This window comes from Streptomyces sp. NPDC002276, assembly GCF_053891435.1.
Map to the genome: position 1 here is coordinate 134,202 of NZ_JBSFCQ010000019.1, position 21,232 is coordinate 155,433.

General features: G+C 69.8%; 16 protein-coding genes. 4 read left to right on the plus strand and 12 right to left on the minus strand.

What is annotated here, in order from left to right; translation table 11 throughout:
* Positions 1-7: 7 nt before the first annotated feature.
* The gene (locus tag ACWIHT_RS37465) at positions 8-877 is read right to left on the minus strand and encodes a hypothetical protein (protein ID WP_456172916.1); all 870 of its coding nucleotides are present in this window, start codon (positions 875-877) and stop codon (positions 8-10) included.
* A 287-nt stretch (positions 878-1,164) separates the two neighbouring features.
* On the opposite strand from ACWIHT_RS37465, the gene pulA reads away from it, so the two are divergent.
* From pulA to ACWIHT_RS37480, 3 genes are all read left to right on the plus strand, one after another.
* On the plus strand, positions 1,165-6,570 hold the full coding sequence (gene pulA / locus ACWIHT_RS37470; RefSeq protein WP_456172917.1) for a pullulanase-type alpha-1,6-glucosidase: 5,406 nt from the start codon (positions 1,165-1,167) through the stop codon (positions 6,568-6,570).
* A gap of 76 nt (positions 6,571-6,646) precedes the next feature.
* Positions 6,647-8,266: a SpoIIE family protein phosphatase gene (locus ACWIHT_RS37475; protein ID WP_456172919.1), complete on the plus strand. Its 1,620-nt coding sequence runs from the start codon at positions 6,647-6,649 to the stop codon at positions 8,264-8,266.
* A gap of 35 nt (positions 8,267-8,301) precedes the next feature.
* Positions 8,302-8,658: a 5-carboxymethyl-2-hydroxymuconate Delta-isomerase gene (locus ACWIHT_RS37480; protein WP_456172920.1), complete on the plus strand. Its 357-nt coding sequence runs from the start codon at positions 8,302-8,304 to the stop codon at positions 8,656-8,658.
* A gap of 13 nt (positions 8,659-8,671) precedes the next feature.
* Here the strand turns inward: ACWIHT_RS37480 and ACWIHT_RS37485 are convergent, their stop codons facing one another.
* The 5 genes from ACWIHT_RS37485 to ACWIHT_RS37505 form a co-directional block, all read right to left on the minus strand.
* The gene (locus tag ACWIHT_RS37485) at positions 8,672-9,361 is read right to left on the minus strand and encodes a TetR/AcrR family transcriptional regulator (RefSeq protein WP_456172921.1); all 690 of its coding nucleotides are present in this window, start codon (positions 9,359-9,361) and stop codon (positions 8,672-8,674) included.
* A gap of 69 nt (positions 9,362-9,430) precedes the next feature.
* Positions 9,431-10,456 (minus strand): PDR/VanB family oxidoreductase, encoded by a 1,026-nt coding sequence (locus tag ACWIHT_RS37490; protein WP_456172922.1) that lies wholly within the window; start codon positions 10,454-10,456, stop codon positions 9,431-9,433.
* Complete coding sequence (locus ACWIHT_RS37495; RefSeq protein WP_456172923.1) at positions 10,456-11,325, minus strand: metal-dependent hydrolase; 870 nt, start codon at positions 11,323-11,325, stop codon at positions 10,456-10,458. Before ACWIHT_RS37495 ends, ACWIHT_RS37490 begins: the two co-directional genes overlap by 1 nt.
* Before the next feature lie 79 nt (positions 11,326-11,404).
* Positions 11,405-13,324 (minus strand): hypothetical protein, encoded by a 1,920-nt coding sequence (locus ACWIHT_RS37500; protein WP_456172925.1) that lies wholly within the window; start codon positions 13,322-13,324, stop codon positions 11,405-11,407.
* A 49-nt stretch (positions 13,325-13,373) separates the two neighbouring features.
* Complete coding sequence (locus ACWIHT_RS37505; RefSeq protein WP_456172926.1) at positions 13,374-13,883, minus strand: tetratricopeptide repeat protein; 510 nt, start codon at positions 13,881-13,883, stop codon at positions 13,374-13,376.
* A gap of 139 nt (positions 13,884-14,022) precedes the next feature.
* Here ACWIHT_RS37505 and ACWIHT_RS37510 point away from each other — a divergent pair, with 139 nt between their 5' ends.
* Positions 14,023-14,424: a hypothetical protein gene (locus ACWIHT_RS37510; protein ID WP_456172927.1), complete on the plus strand. Its 402-nt coding sequence runs from the start codon at positions 14,023-14,025 to the stop codon at positions 14,422-14,424.
* Positions 14,425-14,551: 127 nt separating this feature from the next.
* Here ACWIHT_RS37510 and ACWIHT_RS37515 read toward each other — a convergent pair whose 3' ends face one another.
* The 6 genes from ACWIHT_RS37515 to ACWIHT_RS37540 all read right to left on the minus strand — a co-directional run bounded on the left by ACWIHT_RS37515 (position 14,552) and on the right by ACWIHT_RS37540 (position 21,167).
* Positions 14,552-16,102, minus strand: a complete 1,551-nt coding sequence (locus ACWIHT_RS37515; RefSeq protein ID WP_456172929.1) for a DUF1996 domain-containing protein — start codon at positions 16,100-16,102, stop codon at positions 14,552-14,554.
* A gap of 183 nt (positions 16,103-16,285) precedes the next feature.
* A complete protein-coding gene (locus ACWIHT_RS37520) occupies positions 16,286-16,939 on the minus strand; it encodes a LuxR C-terminal-related transcriptional regulator (RefSeq protein WP_456172931.1) in 654 nt (217 codons plus the stop codon).
* Entirely contained in the window at positions 16,924-18,141 is a 1,218-nt protein-coding gene (locus ACWIHT_RS37525) for a sensor histidine kinase (protein WP_456172932.1), read from the minus strand. The genes ACWIHT_RS37520 and ACWIHT_RS37525 overlap by 16 nt, the downstream gene beginning before the upstream one ends.
* Before the next feature lie 142 nt (positions 18,142-18,283).
* The gene (locus tag ACWIHT_RS37530) at positions 18,284-19,288 is read right to left on the minus strand and encodes an NAD-dependent epimerase/dehydratase family protein (protein WP_456172933.1); all 1,005 of its coding nucleotides are present in this window, start codon (positions 19,286-19,288) and stop codon (positions 18,284-18,286) included.
* A 59-nt stretch (positions 19,289-19,347) separates the two neighbouring features.
* Positions 19,348-19,953 (minus strand): winged helix-turn-helix domain-containing protein, encoded by a 606-nt coding sequence (locus ACWIHT_RS37535; protein ID WP_456172934.1) that lies wholly within the window; start codon positions 19,951-19,953, stop codon positions 19,348-19,350.
* A 293-nt stretch (positions 19,954-20,246) separates the two neighbouring features.
* Positions 20,247-21,167, minus strand: coding sequence for a DUF6891 domain-containing protein (locus tag ACWIHT_RS37540; protein WP_456172935.1), 921 nt, complete (start codon positions 21,165-21,167; stop codon positions 20,247-20,249).
* Between the last annotated feature and the right edge of the window lie 65 nt (positions 21,168-21,232).

A 21,232-nucleotide genomic window follows, 5' to 3' on the forward strand; every position in this document is an offset into this window, starting at 1 on the left:
CCGGCCGCTACTCCGCTTCGTACGGCCGCATGACGACGAGCATGCTTTGCAGGACCGAGTGGATACGGCTCACGAGTTCGGCGGGGACCTCCGCCGTCCTGGTGCTGGAGCCGTCCCGCTCGGTGATGGTGATCAGGGCCCCGCCGGTGTTGTCCAACTGCTCCTGGTGGCACGGTAGTTGGGCCAGTTCCCCGACCAGCCGGGCCAGTGACCTCGCGGTGACCTCCTGCTCGGGTGCCGGGACGGGCAACGGGCGGTGGACGTCGTGGCACAGGCCCGCCTCGGTGACGTAGCGGGCGACGTGCTTCGCCATCAGGTTGACGTCGGCCCCGCCCGTCGCCGTCCCGCCGGTCGCTGCCCCTGCCTCCTGGTCCTGTGGCGCCGAGTGGTAGACGACCGTGGACTTCTCGCCGGGGCCCTTGTGCCGGACCAGCCAGCCGGTGACCTGGCTGAGCTGGGGCGGGAGCGACTCGGGGGCGCCGATGACGAGTCGGGTGCCGTCGGCGAGGTAGACGCAGATCAGATGACAGCCGCCACTGGTGGTGACGACCCCCGCGTCGAGGCCGTTGCCCCGCAGCGCGTCCAGGACCGGTCCGTACTGCGGCCCGCTCGGGCCCGAGGCACGCGTGTAGCCGAGGACCGCCGCGACCACGGGCTCCGGGGCGGCCGTCCACTCCAGATATCCGCACTCGTTGGTACGGGTCCCCAGGAAGGTACGGCGCTGCCAGAACAGCCGGGGCTCGCTGCCGCTCCGGCTGGGTCCCAGGATCAACTGGTCCCTGCTGCTGGGCAGGTTGACCACGATCTGGCCGTCATCGGTCAGAGCGGCGTCCAGCGCCTCCGCTCTCAGGGCCTCCGCCAGACGGGATAGCTCCATCAACGGCTTTCCTTTCACATGCCCTTAGTTGCCTAGGTAAATCTATTGAACAGGGATGGTGGGCCGGGCTGCCCGGTTTCCGTGTTCCGCGATGTGCAACAGGTGCGGCCTGTAGGACGGGCTCTCGGAGTGATCGGTTCCAGACCCTTCCGGTGGGGAATGGTCGAGGCCGTCGATGAAAGTTCTTTCCATGCCTTTCACGACTCTTGCTGCAATGCTTGCGTCGGCGATACGGTCTCGCCGGGGTCGGACCCGAACTGAGCCGTAATCGCAAGGAGTTCACGCCTGTGATACCGAGATGGCCGGCGTCCCGCACGCCCCGCACCGAGCGACGGAGAAGGGCCACGGGCGTCATCGTCGCCGCACTCCTCGCGGCGTTCGTCCAACCCCTCGCCGCCCACGCCGCGACCCCGCCCGCACCCCCGTCCGACGCGAAGCTGGCCGCCACGCCCGCCCGGCACGACGACACCCGCGAGCAGTTCTACTTCGTGATGCCGGACCGCTTCGCCAACGGCGACACCTCCAACGACCAAGGAGGGCTGACCGGTTCACGCCTCAGCACCGGCTACGACCCCACCGACAAGGGCTTCTACCAGGGCGGCGACCTCAAGGGCCTGACCGACCGGCTCGACTACATCAAGGGCCTCGGCACCACGGCCATCTGGATGGCCCCGATCTTCAAGAACCAGCCCGTGCAGGGGGCGGGGAGTGACGCCTCCGCCGGCTATCACGGTTACTGGATAACGGACTTCACCCAGGTCGACCCGCACTTCGGCACCAACAAGGACCTCGCGACCCTCATCTCCAAGGCCCACGCCAAGGGCATGAAGGTCTTCTTCGACGTCATCACCAACCACACCGCCGACGTCGTCGACTACGAGGGCAAGTCCTACGACTACCTCTCCAAGGGCGCCTTCCCCTACCTCACCAAGGACGGGCAGCCCTTCGACGACGCCGACTACGCGGACGGCTCCCGCGCCTTCCCCGCCGTCTCCACCTCCTCCTTCCCGAAGACCCCGACCGTCCCCGTCGGCAAGACGAACGCCAAGGTCCCGTCCTGGCTCAACGACCCGACGATGTACCACAATCGGGGCGACTCGACCTACGTCGGCGAGAACGCCACCTACGGCGACTTCTCCGGCCTCGACGACCTGTGGACCGAACGGCCCGAGGTCGTCAGCGGCATGGAGAAGATCTACGAGAAGTGGGTCCGCGACTTCGACGTCGACGGCTTCCGCATCGACACCGTCAAACACGTCGACATGGACTTCTGGACCCAGTGGGCGACGGCGCTCGACAACTACGCGGCCCAGCACGGCCGGAAGAACTTCTTCATGTTCGGCGAGGTCTACTCCGCCGACACGTCCGTCACTTCGCCCTACGTCACCCAGGGCCGCCTGGACGCCACGCTCGACTTCCCCTTCCAGGACGCGGCCCGCGCCTACGCCTCCCAGGGCGGCAGCGCGCGGAAGCTCGCGAGTGTCTTCGGCGACGACTACAAGTACACGACCGACAAGGCGAACGCCTACGAGCAGGTCACCTTCCTCGGCAACCACGACATGGGCCGCATCGGCTACTTCCTCGACCAGGACAACCCGAAGGCCACCGACGCGGAGCTGCTCGCCAAGGACAAGCTGGCCAACGAGCTGATGTTCCTCAGCCGCGGCAACCCCGTCGTCTACTACGGCGACGAACAGGGCTTCACCGGCTCCGGCGGCGACAAGGACGCCCGCCAGACGATGTTCGCGTCGAAGGTCGCCGACTATCTCGACGACGACGAGATCGGCACCGAGCGAACTGCCGCCAGTGACTCCTACGACCCAACTGCCCCGCTGTACAAGCAGATCGCCGCTCTCTCGAAGCTGCGCAAGGACAACCCGGCGCTGACCGACGGCGTACAGACCGAGCGCTACGCGGCCGACGGCGCCGGTGTCTACGCCTTCACGCGGACCAGTGGCGGCGCCGAGTACGTCGTCGCCCTCAACAACGCCGACACCGCGCAGACGGTGACCTTCGCGACCGGTTCGCCGGACATGAAGTACCGGGGGATCTACGGCAGTTCGGCGCGTGTGACGAGCGGCGCCGACAACAAGGTGACGGTCACCGTCCCGGCCGGTTCCGCGATCGTGCTCAAGGCGGCCGGTGCCCTTGCCCGGCCGGTGAGCAAGCCGACGATCACCCTCAAGGCGCCGGACGCCGGAGCAACCGGCACCGTCGAGTTGAGCGCCGACGTCAACGGCGGCCAGCTCAACCGGGTCGTCTTCGCCGCCCAGACCGGCAACGGCAAGTGGCAGACGCTCGGTTCCGCCGACCACGCCCCGTACAAGGTCACGCAGACCATCGGCAAGGACGTGGCGCCCGGAACGGCCCTGCGGTACAAGGCAGTTGTGGTCGACTCCACCGGACGAACGGCGAGCGCGACAGCCGCCTCCACCTCCGGCACCCCGCCCGCCGCGGAGATCCCCACCGCCTCCTCCCGCGACTACGCGGTCGTCCACTACAAGCGCACCGACGGCGACTACGACAACTGGGGCCTGTACGCCTGGGGCGACCTCGCGGACGGCGAGGCGACCACCTGGCCGGCCAGTCATCCGTTCGTCGGGCGGGATGCCTACGGTGCCTTCGCCTACGTCAAGTTGAAGCCGGGCGCCTCGAACGTCAGCTTCCTGGTGATCGACAAGGACGGCAACAAGGATGTCTCCGCAGACCGTTCGATCGACGTCACCAAGACCGGTGAGGTCTGGATCGAGCAGGGCAAGGACGCCGTAGGGACTCAGCGGCCGGACTATCCGGCGCAGGACACCGCCAAGGCCGTCATCCACTACCACCGTGCGGACGGCGACTACAGCGGCTGGGGGCTGCACGTCTGGACGGGCGCCGCGAGCCCCACGGACTGGTCGAGCCCGTTGCAGCCGGCGCGGACCGACGCCTACGGCGCCGTCTTCGAGGTGCCGCTCAACTCCGGTGCCACGGGCCTCAGTTACATCATCCACAAGGGCGACGAGAAGGACCTCTCCGCCGACCAGTCGCTCGACCTCAAGTCCAACGGCTATGAAGTGTGGCTGCTGAACGGTCAGGAGAAGTACCTCCTGCCGCAGCCCGCGGGCAGCGCGGCGGCCCTCGATCTGACCACCTCCAAGGCGGTCTGGATCGACCGGAACACGGTCGCCTGGAACGGCTCCGATGCCGCCGCCTCCACCCAACTCCTCTACTCCCACGACGGTTCGATCGCCGTGAAGGACGGGGCGCTGTCGAGCGACGACGAGCGGTGGCTGCGGCTGTCGAAGACCACGCTCACCGATGCCCAGAAGGCCAAGTTCCCCTATCTGAAGGACTACTCGGCCTGGTCCGTCGACCCGCGTGACCGGGGCCGGGTGCGGGAGGCCCTGACCGGGCAGCTCGTCGCCTCCCAACGGGCCGTCAACGGGGCCGTGTTGACGGCGACCGGGGTGCAGATCGCCGGTGTCCTCGACGACGTGTACGCCGCCGCGACCAAGGCCGACCTCGGTCCGACCTTCCGCAACGGCCGTCCCACGCTGGCCGTTTGGGCGCCGACGGCACAGAACGTGTCTCTTGATCTCGACGGTTCGCTGAAGAGGATGAGCCGTGACGCCACCACCGGCGTCTGGTCGGTCACCGGTCCGGCCTCCTGGAAGAACAAGCCGTACCGGTACGTCGTGAAGGTGTGGGCGCCGACCGTCCGGAAGGTCGTCACCAACCAGGTCACCGACCCCTACTCGGTCGCCCTCACCGCCGACTCCGAGCGCAGCCTCGTCGTCGACCTCGATGCCAAGTCCCTTGCCCCCAGCGGCTGGTCGAGCCTGAAGAAGCCCAAGGCGGTGGCGCTCAAGGACGCCGAGATCCAGGAGCTGCACATCCGGGACTTCTCCGTCGCCGACAAGACCGTCCCCGCGAAGGACCAGGGGACGTATCTCGCCTTCACCGACCGGAACAGCGACGGCTCGAAGCATCTACGGGAGTTGGCCGCGTCGGGGACGTCGTACGTGCATCTGCTGCCCGCCTTCGACATCGCCACCATCCCGGAGAAGAAGTCCGAACAGTCCACCACCGACTGCGACCTCGCCTCCTACGCCGCCGACTCCGAGCGGCAACAGGCGTGCGTGGCGGCCGTCGCCGCGAAAGACGCCTACAACTGGGGTTACGACCCTTACCACTTCACGGTTCCGGAGGGTTCGTACGCGACCGACCCGGACGGCACCGGCCGTACCGTCGAGTTCCGGAAGATGGTCAAGTCGCTGAACGAGGACGGGCTGCGGGTCGTCATGGACGTGGTCTACAACCACACGGCGGCCAGCGGGCAGGCGGACTACTCGGTGCTCGACAAGATCGTGCCCGGCTACTACCAGCGGCTGCTGGCCGACGGCAGCGTGGCCACCTCCACCTGCTGTGCCAACACGGCGACCGAGAACGCCATGATGGGCAAGCTCGTCGTGGACTCCGTGGTCACCTGGGCCAAGGAGTACAAGGTCGACGGCTTCCGCTTCGACCTCATGGGGCATCAGCCGAAGGCCAACATCCTGGCTGTGCGCAAGGCGTTGGACGCGCTGACGCTCGCGAAGGACGGCGTCGACGGCAAGAAGATCATCTTGTACGGCGAGGGCTGGAACTTCGGCGAGGTCGCCGACGACGCCCGGTTCGTGCAGGCCACGCAGAAGAACATGGCCGGCACGGGCATCGCCACCTTCTCCGACCGGGCCCGGGACGCCGTGCGCGGCGGCAGCCCCTTCGACGCGGACCCGGGAGTGCAGGGCTTCGCCTCCGGGCTCTACACCGACCCCAACTCCTCCACGGCGAACGGCACTTCGGCCGAGCAGAAGGCCCGCCTGCTGCACTACCAGGACCTCATCAAGGTCGGCCTGAGCGGCAACCTCGCCAAGTACCGCTTCACCGACACCGACGGGAAGGACGTCACCGGCGCCGAGATCGACTACAACGGCGCTCCCGCCGGATACGCGGACGCGCCCGGCGACGCCCTCGCCTATGTCGACGCGCACGACAACGAGTCGCTGTTCGACGCGCTGACGTACAAGCTGCCCGCCGGGACCGGCGCCGACGACCGGGCCCGGGCGCAGGTCCTCGCGATGGCCACCGCCGTTCTCTCGCAGGGGCCGTCCCTCTCCCAGGCCGGTACCGATCTGCTGCGCTCGAAGTCCCTGGACCGCAACTCCTTCGACAGCGGCGACTGGTTCAACGCGATCCACTGGAACTGCGCGGACGGCAACGGCTTCGGGCGGGGGCTGCCGTCGGCGGCCGACAACGCGTCCAAGTGGCCGTACGCGAAAGGTCTGTTGACGTCGGTGAAGGTGGGCTGCGGGCAGATCGAGGGGGCCTCGGCCGCGTATCGGGATCTGCTGAGGATCCGTACGACGGAGGGTGTCTTCTCGCTCGACACGGCCGGGCAGGTGCAGGCGAAGCTGTCGTTCCCGCTGTCCGGGAAGGACGAGACGCCCGGGGTGATCACCATGGAACTCGGTGATCTCGTGGTCGTGTTCAACGCGACGCCGAGCGGGCAGGAGCAGAAGGTCGACGCCCTGGCCGGTACCGGCTACCGGCTCCACCCGGTGCAGGCGGCGGGCGCGGACGCCATGGTGAAGTCCGCTTCCTACGACAAGGGGACCGGCACTTTCGTGGTTCCGGAACGCACAGTGGCGGTATTCACCCGGACATCCTGAAAGCGCATTATCGTGGTGGGGCAGGCTGTGGACACCGGCCTGCTCCACCGGTGTGTCAAAGGGCCAGGGCTGACAAATGGACGTCAATGGCAAGCTGACGCACGCGACCGTGCTGCTCGTGGACGACGAGCCCGCGAGCCGGTTCGCGGTCGAGAGTGTGCTGAGCAGGGCCGGTCATCGGGTCCTCGCGGTCGGCAGTGGCGGCGAGGCGCTCACCGAACTCGATGTGCGGCTGCGCAAGGGGAATCTGCCCGACGTGGCCCTGATCGACGTGCACCTGCCGGACATGAGCGGCTTCGAACTCTGCCGACTGCTCAAGGAACGGCCACGCATGGCGGGCCTGCCGGTCGTGCACGTCTCCGCCCTCGCCGTCCCGCCGAGCGACCGCTGCCCGGCGCTCGACGCGGGCGACGAGGCCTATCTGACCGTGCCCGCCGAGCCCGAGGAGATCGAGGCGGCCGTCCGGGCCGCGGTCCGCGCCGCCCGGCTGCGCGCCGACGACCAGGCGCTCGTCAAACGGCTGACCCTGCTGTCCGAGATGATCGTCACCATCCAGGCGGCGCGCTCCCTCCAGGAACTCGTCGAGGTCGCCGCCGACGGCACCGCACGGCTCACCAACACCCCCGCCGCCGTGTTCGTCCTGGACCGGGACGACGAGCTGTACCGCGGTCTGCCGCGGGAGCGTACCTCGGTCGCGCTGCCGGCCCCCGGCGCCGACCGGGCCGTGGCCCGGCTGCTGCGGCGGCTCTCCCAGGGGCAGTCCGGGGTGCAGATCACCACGGTGCCCGCGCCGCTGTGGCCCACCGGCTACTTCCGGCCCGGCGTGGAGCACGACGCCCGGCTCGCGGTGGTGCTCACCCAGGAGGGCCGGGCCCCGGTCTGTCTCGCCGCGCCCACCCGCGGGCTGCGCCGCGTGGGCCCCGAGGCCGAGGCGCTGCTGGCGCAGCTCGCCCAGGCCACCGCGCTCGCCGCCGAGCCGCTCCTCATGTACCAGGTCGAACGGCATGTCGCCCTCACCCTCCAGCGCAGCTTCCTGCCCAAACCGGACCAGCTGCCCGAAATCCCGGGCGTCAACGCGGTCGTCCGGTATGTGCCCGCGTCCCAGGACGCGGAGATCGGCGGCGACTTCTACGCCGTCCTGCGCGCCGGAGGGGGAGTGCTCTTCGCGGTCGGCGACGTCGTCGGGCACTCCCTGGAGGCGGCCACCGTCATGGTGGAGATGCGGCACGCGCTGCGCGCCTACTGCGTCGACGAGAGCGATCCGAGCGTGCTCGCCGAGCGGCTGGACCGGATGCTGCGGCACTACCACCCCGAGACCACGGCCACCATGTGCCTGGCCCTCGTCGACCCCGGCACCGGGCGCACCCTCATCTCCAACTCGGGCCACATCCCGCCGCTGATCGTCCGGGACTCCGGCACCGCGGACTACGCCAAGGCGGCGGGCCCCCTGCTCGGCGTGGGCCTCTCCCATCCGCCGCCCACGGAACTGTTCCTCGAACCCACCGACCGGCTCCTGATGATCACCGACGGGCTGATCGAGACCCGCGGCACGGACATCGCGGCCTCCATGGAACACCTCCGCGCCGCCGCCTCCGGCGCCCTGCCCGGCCTGGACGCCCTGTGCGACACCCTCCTCGACTGCTTCGGCGTCGACCGGGAGGACGACATCGCGATGCTGGCGCTGCGGCTAGGGTGAGCCCGTTATTCGGCCGAGAACAACAGGGGAAGCCCATGCCGCAGATCACCGTCGACCACTCGCACACGATCTCCTTCGACCAGGACGGTTTCGCCCGTGCGCTGCACGAGGCGGTGGTCGGGATCGCCGCGGCCAAGCCGGAGGCGTGCAAGACCCAGTTCCGCCCGGCCGAGTACACGGCCTTCGGGTACGAGGGTCTCGACGAGCTGGGACACACCGTCGTCCATGTCACCCTCGGGCTGCTCGCCGGCCGCACCGAGGAGACCAAGGCGAAGCTGACCGAGAAGGTCCTGGAACTCCTCCGCGAGTACATCGACGAGGACGGCTCGGTGCTGCACGCCTCCGCCGAGGTACGCGAACTCGACGCGTCCTACCGGAAGTTCGAGCGCTAGACCCTCTTCTGTCCTACGACGCGAGGGCGACGAGCCGGACGACGAGGTCGGTGAACGGCCCGTCGCCCGGCTCGTTCCGGAGGGACTCGCGCAGCAGCGCGGCCAGTTCGTCGTCGTAGGCGGCACTCACCGCCGCCAACGCCCCGAAGTCGTGCACGAGTTGGCGTTCCAGATCGGCGCGCGGGATACGCCGGCCGTCCAGCCAGATCAGTGCCGTCGACTCGACCAGCGAGATCCACGAACGGATCATCAACTCCAGCCGGGCGGGCGGCTGTTCGACCTTCATGTGGGAGAGGATCTGAAGGTACGCGGCATGCCGCACCCCGTCGACGAGCGCGTTGGTGGTGGACGAGCCGACCGCCGGACCGCCGCGCATCAGCGCCGCGAAACCGGGCCCATGGTCGTCCACGAAGTCGAAGAACCGGCCCATCACCCGCAGCAGCCGTCCCCCCAGCGAGCCCTCCTCGGGGACCACGAACCGCCCGGCGAGATCGTCCGAGGCGCGCTGCAACGCGGCCTCGTACAGGCTGAGTTTGCCGGGGAAGTAGTGGTAGACGAGCGGTCGCGAGATGCCCGCGGCGGCGGCTATCTCGTCGATGGAGACCTCGTCGGGCGAGCGATGGCTGAACAGGTCGAGAGCGACGCCGATCAACTGCTGTCGCCGTTCCTCGACTCCCATCCTGCGGCGAACCCCGGTACTCATGCGAACACCTTACCGATCTGATCCGGCCCCGAACGGACCGGACCGACCAGGGTTGTTCACATCACCCCATCACAGATCCAACACCAGACGCACACTGCGGGCCCGGGACACGCAGATCAGCATCGAGTCGGCCCGCTCCGCATCCGTCAGCAACTCGTCCCGGTGCTCAACTTCCCCTTCCAGTACCCGCTGTTGACAGGTTCCGCAGAATCCCTGCTCGCAGGAGTAGAGGGTGTTCGGCAGCTCCGCGCGGACGGCGGCGAGCACGGTGGAGTCGGCCGGTACGGTCAACGTCCTTCCGCTGCGCCGGAGTTCGAGTTCGAAGGCCTCGCCCTCGGACGAGGCCCGGGGAGCGAAGCGCTCAAGGCGCACGTCCGGGAAGCGTTCGGCGACGGCCGTCATGAGCCCCTCCGGCCCGCAGCAGTAGACGACCGTGCCCTCCGGTACGTCCGCCAACTCCCCGTCCAGATCCGGCAGTCCGGTCACGACGGTCACCCGGTCCGCGCCGAACTCCTCGATCTCGGCCAGGAACGGCATCGACTCCCGCGTCCGACCCGCGTACAGCAGCCGCCAGTCGGCACCCTCCGGCAGCGCCCGCAGCATCGACAGGACGGGCGTGATCCCGATGCCGCCGGCCACGAAGACATACCGGGGCGCCGCGACGAGCGGGAACCTGTTGCGCGGCCCCCGCACCTCCAACTCCGCGCCCACCAGCACCTGTTCGTGCACCTCGCGCGATCCGCCCCGCCCGTCCTCGACCAGCCGCGTGGCGACCGTGTACGACGAGCTGTCCGCCGGATCCCCGCATAGTGAGTACTGCCGCACCAGCCCCGAAGGCAGCACCAGATCGATGTGCGCCCCCGGCTCCCAGCCCGGCAAGTCCCTTCCCTCCAGGCGCAGTTGTACGACGCCGTCGGCGACCGTCTCCCGCGCGGCGACCCGCAGTCGCAGTGCCCGGGTGCGCGGCCGACCCGAGGTCGGCGGGTCCAGTGCGGGCAGTGGCCACAGCGGTGAGACCCGCACCCGGCGCCGCAGCGCGCGCCGGGTCAGCAGCGCGGCACCGGCCAGCACCGCGACCGTGAGCGGCTTCGGCACTACTCCGCCCTCTTCTCGGCGGCCAGTGCCGCGGGCGAGGACGCCAGATAGGCGACGGCCTGCGCGGTGCTGCCCTCCTGGGAGGGGTGGTAGGCGCGGCTCAGATAGCGGGGTATGGACCTGAGCATGTCGCCGGTCGCGGGCAGGGTGCCGCGTCGGCCGGCGACGTAGAAGTCCTTGAAGCTCGCCTTGGCGTCGACGAGGGTCGGGTCGTTCGCCATGAAGAAGCGGGCGCCGCGCTGCCACAGGAACATCAGGGCGGTGAACGCGGTGGCCCAGGTGCGGGCGCGCCGCCGGTAGCTGCCGTCGACGTGCATGAAGAGGTCGAAGGCGACGGACCGGTGCTCGACCTCCTCGGCGCCGTGCCAGCGCAGCAGGTCCAGCATGGTCGGATCGGCGCCGCGCCGGTCCAGCTCCTCGGCGTTCAGCACCCAGTCGCCGAGGAACGCGGTGTAGTGCTCGATGGCCGCGATGGTGGCGACCCGCTCCAGCAGCCACCACTTCCGGGCCCGGCCCGGGGGCAGGGTGCGGTCACCCAGCAGCTTCTCGAAGAACCAGTCGACCTGCGCGGTGTACGGGGTCGGGTCGAGGCCCAACTCCCTTAGATGCGGCAGGACTTCGTCGTGGGCCTGGGAGTGCATCGCCTCCTGGCCGATGAACCCGATCACGTCCTCGCGCAGCCGGTCGTCCCGGATGAGGGGCAGCACCTGCTTGTAGACGTGCACGAACCACCGCTCGCCGGCGGGCAGCAGCAGATGCAGCACGTTGATGGTGTGCGTGGTGAACGGATCGCCTGGCACCCAGTGCAGCGGGGTGCCCTCCCAGGAGAAGGACACCTTTCGGGCCTTGAGCGGCTGCTTGTTGGACATGGCGTCAATGTACTGACGGGTAAGTCCGGGGGGAACCCTTGTGCGGGTACTTGTTGACGCCGGTGTCAGCTAGCGGTGTCTAGCGCAGGCCGGTGATCGTCCTGCCGTCGGCCAGCGTGCCCTTCAGCTCGGCCTGGACGCCCTGCTCGGTCTTCACGGCCAGCAGGCCGCCCTGCGCCGAGCCGGTCACCCCGCCCGTCGCCCTGACCGACTTCGTGTCCTTGCCGCCCGCGGCCAGCAGATACCAGTTGCCCGCCGCCGACTTCCACAGCACTCCGGCCAGCACCTGCGGGTCGCGTGCCCCGCACGCCGCCACGTCCTGCGCCTTCGCGGCGACCGCGCCGTACGTCCCGCCCGGGGTGTGGAACTGCGCCAGCACCCGCTCGCCGCCGCCCTGCCAGGTCTCGGCCCGGGTGCACATCCAGTCCGCCGTGCCGCTCGCGTCGGGCAGCGGCTGCTGGGCGTACTGCCAGGCGTTCACGGACCGTACGCCGAGCGAGCGCATCGCGCCGAGGGAGCAGGCGAAGGGCGCCCAGGCGTGCTGGGTCCCCGCGCCGGACACCTCGTGGGTCGCGCCGGGCCGGCCGGCGGTGAGGTGCGCCGGGACCAGTTCGCCGAGGTCGCTCATCAGCCGGGTGCCGGTGTCGTCGGTCAGCTGGAGCACGTTCCACGACGTGCACGCGCCGGTCTGCTGGGCGGGGGACGCGAGCGGCGAGGTGATGCCGTCGGTGAGGGTCATGGGCAGGGCACCGGCGCTCGGCTTCAGCAGGTCCCGCTCGGCGACCTTCTTCACCCAAGGGGCCGTCAGATAACGGACGTTGCCGTCGGCCCGGTCCAGGACCACCGCGTTGGCCTCGGTACCGGTCGCGCCGTCGACCCGCGCGAAGTCCAGCGCCGCGCCCTTGGTGCCGTCCTTCGGTTCGGCGTAGCGGGCGATGCGCAGACCGTCGTAGAGGATCACCACGCGGGCGTTGTCGACCGTTCCCGCGTACAGGAGTTGGGGTGGTCCGGCCGGGCCGCCGGAGGGGGTGCCGGGGGTCGCCGAGACCTGGACGGACTCGCCGGGGCGGGCCCAGACGGCGAGGGCGCGGCGCAGCAGGGCGGTGTTCCCGGTGAGGTCGCCGCGGGCGGGCCAGACGGAGAAGTCCTTGCGCGTGGAGAGCTCCCACGCGGTGGGCGCGATCCGGGTCAACCTGCCTGGGTTCAGGGCGGCTTGGGCCGCCGGGTTCGCCGCGTACGCGGGTGCGGCGGCGCCGTCCGGGCCCCAGCCGCCGCCGGGCAGCACGAGCAGCGCGCCGCACACGGCGACGGCCGCCGCGGCGGCGAGCGCGGCCTTGCCGTGCTGGCGGCGGCGCATCAGATCGGTGGGCCGGGCGTGCAGCGAACAGGGGTCGAACTCGGGGGAGTCGAGCAGCGGGTACTGCGCGGGCGCCTCGTCGGCCTCGCACAGCGCCGCGTCCACGTCTTCCACTCCGGCCGTGGTCAGCACGCGGCGTACGTCGCCGTCGGGCAGCTTCTCCAGGCCGCGCAGCGCGTACACCGCGCGGGCCGGGCCCGACAGGGCCGACAGCCGCTGGTCCAGGGCGAGTTCGTCGGCGCCGCCCGAGCGCGGGAAGAGCCGCAGGCCCCACACCTGGGGGAGCAGCGGCGGGAGTTGGGAGCGCTTGGGCCACGCCCGGAACGACAGCGGGAGGCCCGCCTCCAGTGCCGTACGCACGACCTGGAGGCGGACGAAGGCATAACCGGGGTCGCCGTCCCGGCCTGTCGACTGGGCCGGGATCGCGGACGCCGACGCGCGGCCCCTGGGCAGGGCGCGCTGGGTGAGGGCGTGCGCGGTCAGGACGCGCCGGTTGCGGCCGAGGCTCGGGGGGAGCACCAGATAGGCGAGCCGGACGAGCCGTGGATAGTGCTCGACGAGCGCGGCCTCGGCCTGTTCGACATCGACGACCGGGGCGGTGGGTGAAGCGGCGGGGCGCTTGGCGACATCCTGTGACTGCACGTTCAGCAAAACGAGCGAATCGTGAGTTGGTCACCGCCACCCGGGTGACTCAGGCGGTTCGGTCGGTGGGCTCGACCAGCGCCCGCGCGTAGTTCGCCATCGACCGCTGGTAGCGCGGCAGATGGGGCGCGAGCGCGCCCAGCACGAGGGACAGGCCCTCGCGGTCACGGCCCAGGCTGGACAGACACAGGGCGAGGCATCCGCGTACCGCGTCGTCCAACTCGTCCGAGGGGCCGTCGAGTTCGGGTGTGAGCAGCTTGACGCCTTCCGCCGCCCGGCCGATGTTCCGCAGCGAACTGGAGAGTTGGATCTTCGCGCGACGGCCCTTGTAGCCGTTCAGCCCGCGTGCCAGTGCCTCCTGGTACAGCGGAACGGCCTGGTCCGAGTGGCCGGTCGAGTCCCAGGCGCAGGCCCGCTCGAAGGGGCCCAGCGGGCTGCCGTCCGGCAGTTCGGCGACGAGTGCGTCGATCAGCGCACGGAAGTCGGCGGCCCGCTCTTCCGGATAGTCGTCGAAGGTCGCCCAGGCGGCGGTCGTACGGTCTTCCCAGTCTCTGTTCACGGGCGCCACCTTCGCAGACGGATACAGCCCAGGGCCATGGATTTGAGTGCGGGGCCCGTTGTGTCCGTATCGAAGGAGAAGGCCCCTCGTCGGGGCCGTCTGCGGCATGCTGCTGACCGGACTACCGGAGGAACGACAGATGAGGCTGACCCGACCGATGCTCGCGGTGGCCGGTGCCACGGCGGCGCTGGCGCTGGTGGGCTGCGGCGCCGACACCAAGGCCGCGACCGTACCTCCGGCGGCCACCGGCAGCCTGGAGAGCCTGGCGGCCAAGGTGAAGTGCACGCCCGACATCCAGACCGACGCCGACGAACTCCGCCAGGCCATCTGCAAGATGAGCTACGGCAAGTTCGTCCTCGCGACCTTCGCCACGGACCGCGGCCAGCGCGAGTGGATCAACGACGCCAAGGACTACGGCGGGTTCTACCTCGTCGGCCGCAAGTGGGTCGCCGTCGGCACCGACAAGATCGTCAAGAAGTTGCAGACGACGCTCGGCGGCGACGAGGAGATCGGCACCGACCACTCGAAGCACACCAGCTGAAAACCGTGTCACCGGTTCACACCCCTCAAAGGGCCCACACCGGTTAGTCCAGGACACACAGGAAAGCGGGCGGTGGGAGAACCCACCGCCCGCTTTCCTGCTACCGGGTGCTACCGGCTAGCTGCGCTCACTGGCACTTCTTGCCGGTGTTGACGCAGTTGGCGATCGTCGCCGCCAGGTTGTTCTTCGTGACGCTGATGAAGTCGTCGTGGTCGGTCGACGCCTTGTGCAGCTGCTCCGGGAAGCCGTCCACCGCGTAGGCGTTCTTCACGGTGCCGTCCGCCTGGATGGTGGGGGGCGTGATCTTGTAGACCAGACGCATCGTCAGCTGGGGGATGGCCTTGAAGCCGTTCCCGCAGACACCGCTCGCCGGGTCCGCGAAGGCCACGTGCGTACGGTGGTTGGCGCTGTCGATGTTCACGCCGTCCCAGCAGCTCTGGAAGGCGAAGGTGCGGACCACGTTGCTGCCCTGCGGGCAGATCGGGTACTGCTCCGTCAGCTGGACCTTGGTCTCGAAGCCGGTGCAGCTCCAGTGCGCGTTGGCGTTGGCCAGACCGTTGGTGAGGGTCTTGGCGTCACCGGTGATGATGCGCAGGAACTGCGGCATCGCGACGACCTTGCTGGCCGGCGAACCGACGTACTTGATCTGCGCCGACTGCGGGGTCAGGATCTTGCCGACGTTGCCTTCCAGGCCACCGCCCTGGGCGTTCGCGTCGAACTCCTTCGTGCCGTCCTGCACACGCACGACCGGCCAGTAGTACGAAGAGAGGTCACTCTGGTTCTGGCAGCTGGAGGGGGCGGCCAGCAGCGAGTCGTTCGTGGAGAACGCGTTGACCTTCTGGTTGCCGACGTAGTCGTGCTCGTGGTGCGCGCCGTTGGTCACGCCGGGCGCCACGATGACGTTGTCGGTGTTGTGGTTCTTGTTGGCGTTGACACCGCACTTGGTGGTGAAGCTGCCCTTCGAGGCCTGAGCCTGGTTCTGGGGCTTCGCCAGCACGTTGTTCGCGACCTTCGTGATGTCCACGAAGTCCGCGGCCGTCGGGCCGTTGCCTGCCTGACCACCGTTGTTGGCGGCGGGCGCGGAGGCGCTGGCACTCGGGGCGGCGGTGTTGCCGTTGTTCTGGCCGCCGTTGTTGTTCTGCCCGCCGTTGTTGTTGTTCTGACCACCGTTGTTGTTCTGGCCACCGGCGGTGGTGTTGTTGGCGGTCTGCGTCGTACAAGCGGCGAGCTGCTTCAGTGCAGCCGCATTAACACTGCCGCCCACTCGCTGGATGTCGATGCGGATACGGTCGATCGTCGCGGCCCGCTTCTCCTTGAGGGGGCCGACGATCGCGTTCTGCACGAAGCTCGGGTCGTTGGCCTGTGCCTGGCGCGTGGAAGCGAGCCGGGCGTAGGCCTCGGTGATCTGCTTGTCCAGGTTCGCCAACTCGGTGGCGACACCCTGACGAGCCTTCTGCGGCACGTTCGTCAGCTGCTGGCCGACGTCCGGGCAGGCGATCGTCGCGACAGCACTCGCCGCAGCGGCCTTCGTCGTGTTCTGGCCCGACGAGTTGGACTCGTGAGCCGAAGCGTTCATCTGCGCCCAGAGCAGCCCGGCCCCACCGAGCGCTAGGGCAGCCGAGGCGGCAATGGCCTTGGTGGCCATCGGCGTACGGCGTTTACGATCATTGCGTCCCATGGAACTCCTCTGACTTCCTTGCGGGGCAGCGAGGCGCCCGACAGGAGTGAAGCGGCTCCCTTTGATACGCAGGGGGTCCCAGGAGTGTTCAGCCGTCTCATAAATTGATGAGAGGTTCCTGGGTAAGTCCCCTATCAACTGGCCGTTAAACACCGGTAGTTGTGATCAACTCACAGCTTGTGCTCAGCGTCCCTGGTCCAAATAGGCCAATACCGCCAGCACGCGACGATTGTCGTCGTCCGAGACTTCCAGCCCCAGCTTGGCGAAAATATTGGACGTGTGCTTCCCGATCGCCCGTTCCGTCACGACGAGTTGCCCCGCGATCGCCGCATTCGACCGCCCCTGAGCCATCAGTTCGAGCACCTCTGCCTCCCGAGGGGTGAGCCGCCCCAGCGGCCGGTCGTCGGCCGCCCGCCGCGCCAGCAACTGCTGAATCACCTGCGGATCCATCACCGTCCCGCCGCCCGCCACCCGCCGTACGGCGTCCACGAACTGCTCCGCGTCGAACACCCGGTCCTTCAGCAGATAGCCCACCCCGCCGCTCCCGTCGGCGAGCAACTCCCGCGCGTACAACTGCTCCACGTGCTGCGACAGCACCAGCACCGGAAACCCGGGCCGCTCCCGCCGCGCCCGCAACGCGCACTGCAACCCCTCGTCGGTGTGCGTGGGCGGCAGCCGTACGTCGACCACGGCCACGTCCGGCGCCAACTCGGCCAGCGCCTTGGTGAGTTCGGGCCCGCTCTCCACGGCCGCGGAGATCTCGAAGTCGTAGGCCTCCAACAGCCGGACCAGACCGTCCCGCAGCAGGAACAGGTCTTCGGCTAGGACAACACGCACGGAATCTCCATGGTCACCACGGTGGGACCGCCCGCGGGGCTGCTGACGGCCAGGACGCCGTCGAATGTACCGAGTCGCCGCCCGACTCCGGAGAGTCCCGACCCCGCCCCGACCACGGCGCCACCCCCACCGTCGTCGGTGACGGAGATCCGCAGCATCCCCTCCGCGTGGTGCAGGTCGACCCAGATCCGGTCGGCCCCCGCATGCTTCACCGCGTTGGTCAGCACCTCGCTCACCGCGAAGTACGCGGCCGACTCGACCGGCGCGTCGGCCCGCCCGCCCCCGATGTCCACGCCCACCTCCGTCGGCACCGGCATCCGCAGCGCCAACGCCCTTACGGCATCGCCGAGTCCACGCTCCGCCAGCACCGGCGGATGGATACCGCGCACGAGGTCGCGCAGCTCGCCCAGTGCCTCGGCGGACGACTGCCGTGCCCGGGCGAGCAGTTCACGGGCCTTCGCCGGGTTCTTCTCCAACAGCGCCTCGATGGTCCCGAGATCCATCCCCACGGCCACCAGCCGGGCCTGCGCACCGTCGTGCAGATCCCGCTCGATCCGCCGCAGCTCGGCCGCCGAGGAGTCCACCGCGTCCCGCCGAGTCTCGGTCAACACCCGTACCCGCTCGGCGAGTTCACCCTGCCCCGGAGCGAGCACGGACCGCGTCAGCAGGAAGTGGACCCGCAGCAGCGCGGGTGTGAGGAAGTAGGCGGCGACGAGCAGCGCGACCCCCAGCAGCCCGGCCAGCAGCGCACTGCCCTGTCCACTCACCGGCACGAACCCGTACCACCACCCGACATACGTTCCGTCCGTGAACACCCGCCACAGCCCGAACGCCAACGCGAAGCCCTCCAGCGGATAGAACGCCAGGGCGGCGGGCACCAGCGCGGTGACGAACCCGGCGGTCATGTCGACGAACAGCCAGCCGAGCAACCGGAAGGTGCCTTTCCAGGACTTCGCCCCGCTCGGCTCCACCGGAATCCGCACCCCGCACCACTCCACGGCGAACAGCCGCCGCCGATCCGCGTGCGCCCGCACACCGGCCAGCACCCGGGGCGTGGTGATCAGCCCGATCCCCAGGGGGATGGTCACGAGGGAAAGGACCAGAAGGACGAAGAGGGCGAGCGACCCGCCGAGGGAGATGAGAGCGAGGGCGAGTCCGCGCACCCCGGCCGTGACAACCGTACGGGCCCTGTTCATGTCCATACGCCCAGTCTCACGGAGAGGGGCGAGGAGGTCACGGGGCCGGGCCACCGTGGCGGGGGTGTGCCTATCAACACCGCTGGCTTTCGGCTTCAGGGGCGCGGGGAACTGCGCGACCAGCCCCCACCGACCCGCACCCGACGAACTACCACTCCAACGGCACCCCAAGCACCTTCGCCTCCACAGCACGGTCAAGCCCCACCCCCGGCCGATCCGGCCGCCGCGGCGCCACCCCACCGATGCCCCGCAACCACTTCCACGTATCGGCCACCGTCTCCTCGACAGGACGACAGCTCAGCCCTGTCGCCAACGCCCGGGACACATCGGCCGAGTGCAGCGCGTCATGCTCCTCACTACCGGGCGGCACCCACACCGGCAACTGCGTCCACGGCGCGATCCCGGCCGCGAGCACGACCTCCGGCTCGGTCCAACGCAGCGACGCCACCCCACCGGTGACCCGCACACACGCGTCCAACAACGACCCCATCGTCGCGTGCCCCCGCGGCGAGATCAGGTTGTACGCCCCGCTCAACTCCCGCTCCACAGAACCGAGCACCCACTCCGCAAGGTCCCGCACGTCCACGTACTGAAGGGCGAGCCCCCGCGGTCCCGGCGCCAGCACCGGCCCACCCCGCGCGATCCGCGTCAGCCACCACGGCAACCGCCCGACGTTCTCGTGCGGCCCGAGAATCAGCCCCGCCCGCACGAGCACCGACCGCTCCGTCCCGAACGCGTCGAGCGCGGCCAGCTCGCCGCCCCGCTTGTCGCGCGCGTAGTCCGTCCTGTCGGCGTCGGGCTCGGCGCCCTCGACGACGGGCGCGGACTCGTCGTATCCGGCGGGCGGCGCCCACGCGTACACCGAGCAACTCGACACATACACATACCGGCCCACCCGCCCGGCGAGCAGCCGCGCAGCGTCGTGCACCGCGCGGGGCGCCGCCGACCAGGTGTCGACGACGGCGTCCCACTCGCCCTCGGCCAGCGCGTCGAGCCCGCCGGGCGCGGTGCGGTCACCCCGCAGCGCCCGTACCCCGGGCAGGGCCTCGTGCCGTCCCCGGTTGAGGACGGTCACCTCCCAGCCCCGCCCGAGGGCCGCCTCCACGACGGCCCGTCCCGCGAACTCCGTACCGCCCAGCACCAGAAGTCTCATAGGGCGACTCTGCCCGCGCGGCCCGCGGAACGGAACGTGAATCTGCCGTCGGCAGACGGTCAGCGCGCGGTCGGCGGCGTGTACTTGTACCCGACCCGGCGCACCGTCTGGATCGCCTTGCGGTGCTCGACGCCCAGCTTGCGGCGCAGCCGGGCGATGTGGACGTCGACGGTACGGCCGTCGCCCACATGCCCGTAGCCCCACACCGTGGTGACCAGCTGGTCACGCGTGTGCACCCGGTTGGGATGGGCCACCAGATGGGCGAGGAGTTCGAACTCCAGGTACGTGAGGTCGAGTTCCTCGCCCTTGAGCTGCGCGGTGCGCTGCACGGTGTCGATGCGGACGAGCGGTTCGGCGTCGGCGGTGATGCCAGCGGTGATGTCGGGCACGCCGTCCGGCAGGATGTCGGGGTGCCCGGTCCGGGCGAGGTGCGGGCTGTCGGCCGGGATGAGGACGAGGTACCCGACCATCGGCGGCTGCCCCGGCAGGGTGGGCAGCGTGTGCGGCGGCGCCGGCAGCCAGGTGGCACCCGGCGGCAGGAACTCCGCGACGTCGATCACCTCGTCCCGGTCGACGGCACGCAGATGGTTCCGCGTACCGGTCGGGGCGGGGGAGGGCGCCGGGGCGTCGAGGGTGGCGGAGGGCAGTGAACGGATGATCGCCATGAGAGGTCAGCTCTTTCGCGCGAGAGGTTCGTCGAGGGACGTACATCGAGTCGCGCAGGCCGGAGGCCGAGGGTGTACGGCTTTAGAGGGCCGGCGCGTTCATCGCGCGACAACACACCCGGTCGAAGTCATGGTGCTGACGGGAAGGCCAGAAGGGCTCCAGGTCATGGCGACCCGTCGCTCCGCACTTCTGGTAGTTGCCCATGGGCCCATTGAAGCAGACACACGCCCGCAACAGGACCCTTCTCTCACAGCTTGGACGCCCCCTTGGCGGGAAATTGACGTCCGGCCCCTCATCCCACCAGCCGTCTGTGCCAGGTCAGCGGCTTGACGTCGATCGCCTTGTCCGGATCGCCGTCCCAGCCGGCGGACAGCCCGGCGGCCCGGAGCGCGGCCAGCACCTCGTGCCCGACGGCCGTGGTGGTCTCGGCGGAGCCGTCGAACCCGCCGTAGTGCAGCGCGAGCCCGTGCCCCGCCGCGGCGTGCTCGGTGACCTGCTGGTGGAAGAAGACGAAGCCACGCGCACCCGCCCGCTCCGCGCCTATCTCCGCGAGGCCGCAGCCCCGGCAGCAGGCGAAGTTCTCCCGGGCGGTGATGCCGCTCGCGTCCAGCGTCTCGAAGGCGCGGGTGAGCCGGTCCGGGTCGGTGACGCCCTCCCAGGCCGCCTGCTCGGTCACCCGCTCCACCCACAGCCGGTCCACCAGCCGCGTGGCCTGTGCGCGGGAGACCGGCCGCTCGTCGCCCTTCACGAGGTGGTCCTCGGCGATCTCGGTCAGCGTCCCGCGGTCGTCGTAGCCGCAGCGCAGCCGGGTCCTGACCCGCTCCTCGACCTTCTCCCGCACCTCGTCCGGGAGTTCGGGCACCTCCTCGCGGGGGCCGAGGTCGACCGGCTCCCAGCCGACGTCCGCGTCCCAGCCGGCCGTCTGCCGCGCCCAGCCGGTCAGCAGCTCCGCCACGCGCACGGGATCTGTGAGATTCGTGCCGTAGAACTCAGCCTCGCTCAGGCGGTGTTCGAGCCGGTGGTCCCCGCCCTTCTCGTGCCACACCTGGGCGAACACGTCAGGGAGGTCGGGTATCCGCTGCACGATCAGGAAACGGTCGCCGGCGCCCCCGATCCGCGCCACCAGCTCCCGCAGCCGTACCGGCGAAACGCGCCTGTACGTCTGCCCGTTCTCCGTCTCGACCTTGATGTCGAGAGCCGTCTCGCTGTCCATGGATCAAGACTGGCACGCGCCACTGACAACGCGAGGGGGCGCCCACCGTGACAGTGGGCGCCCCC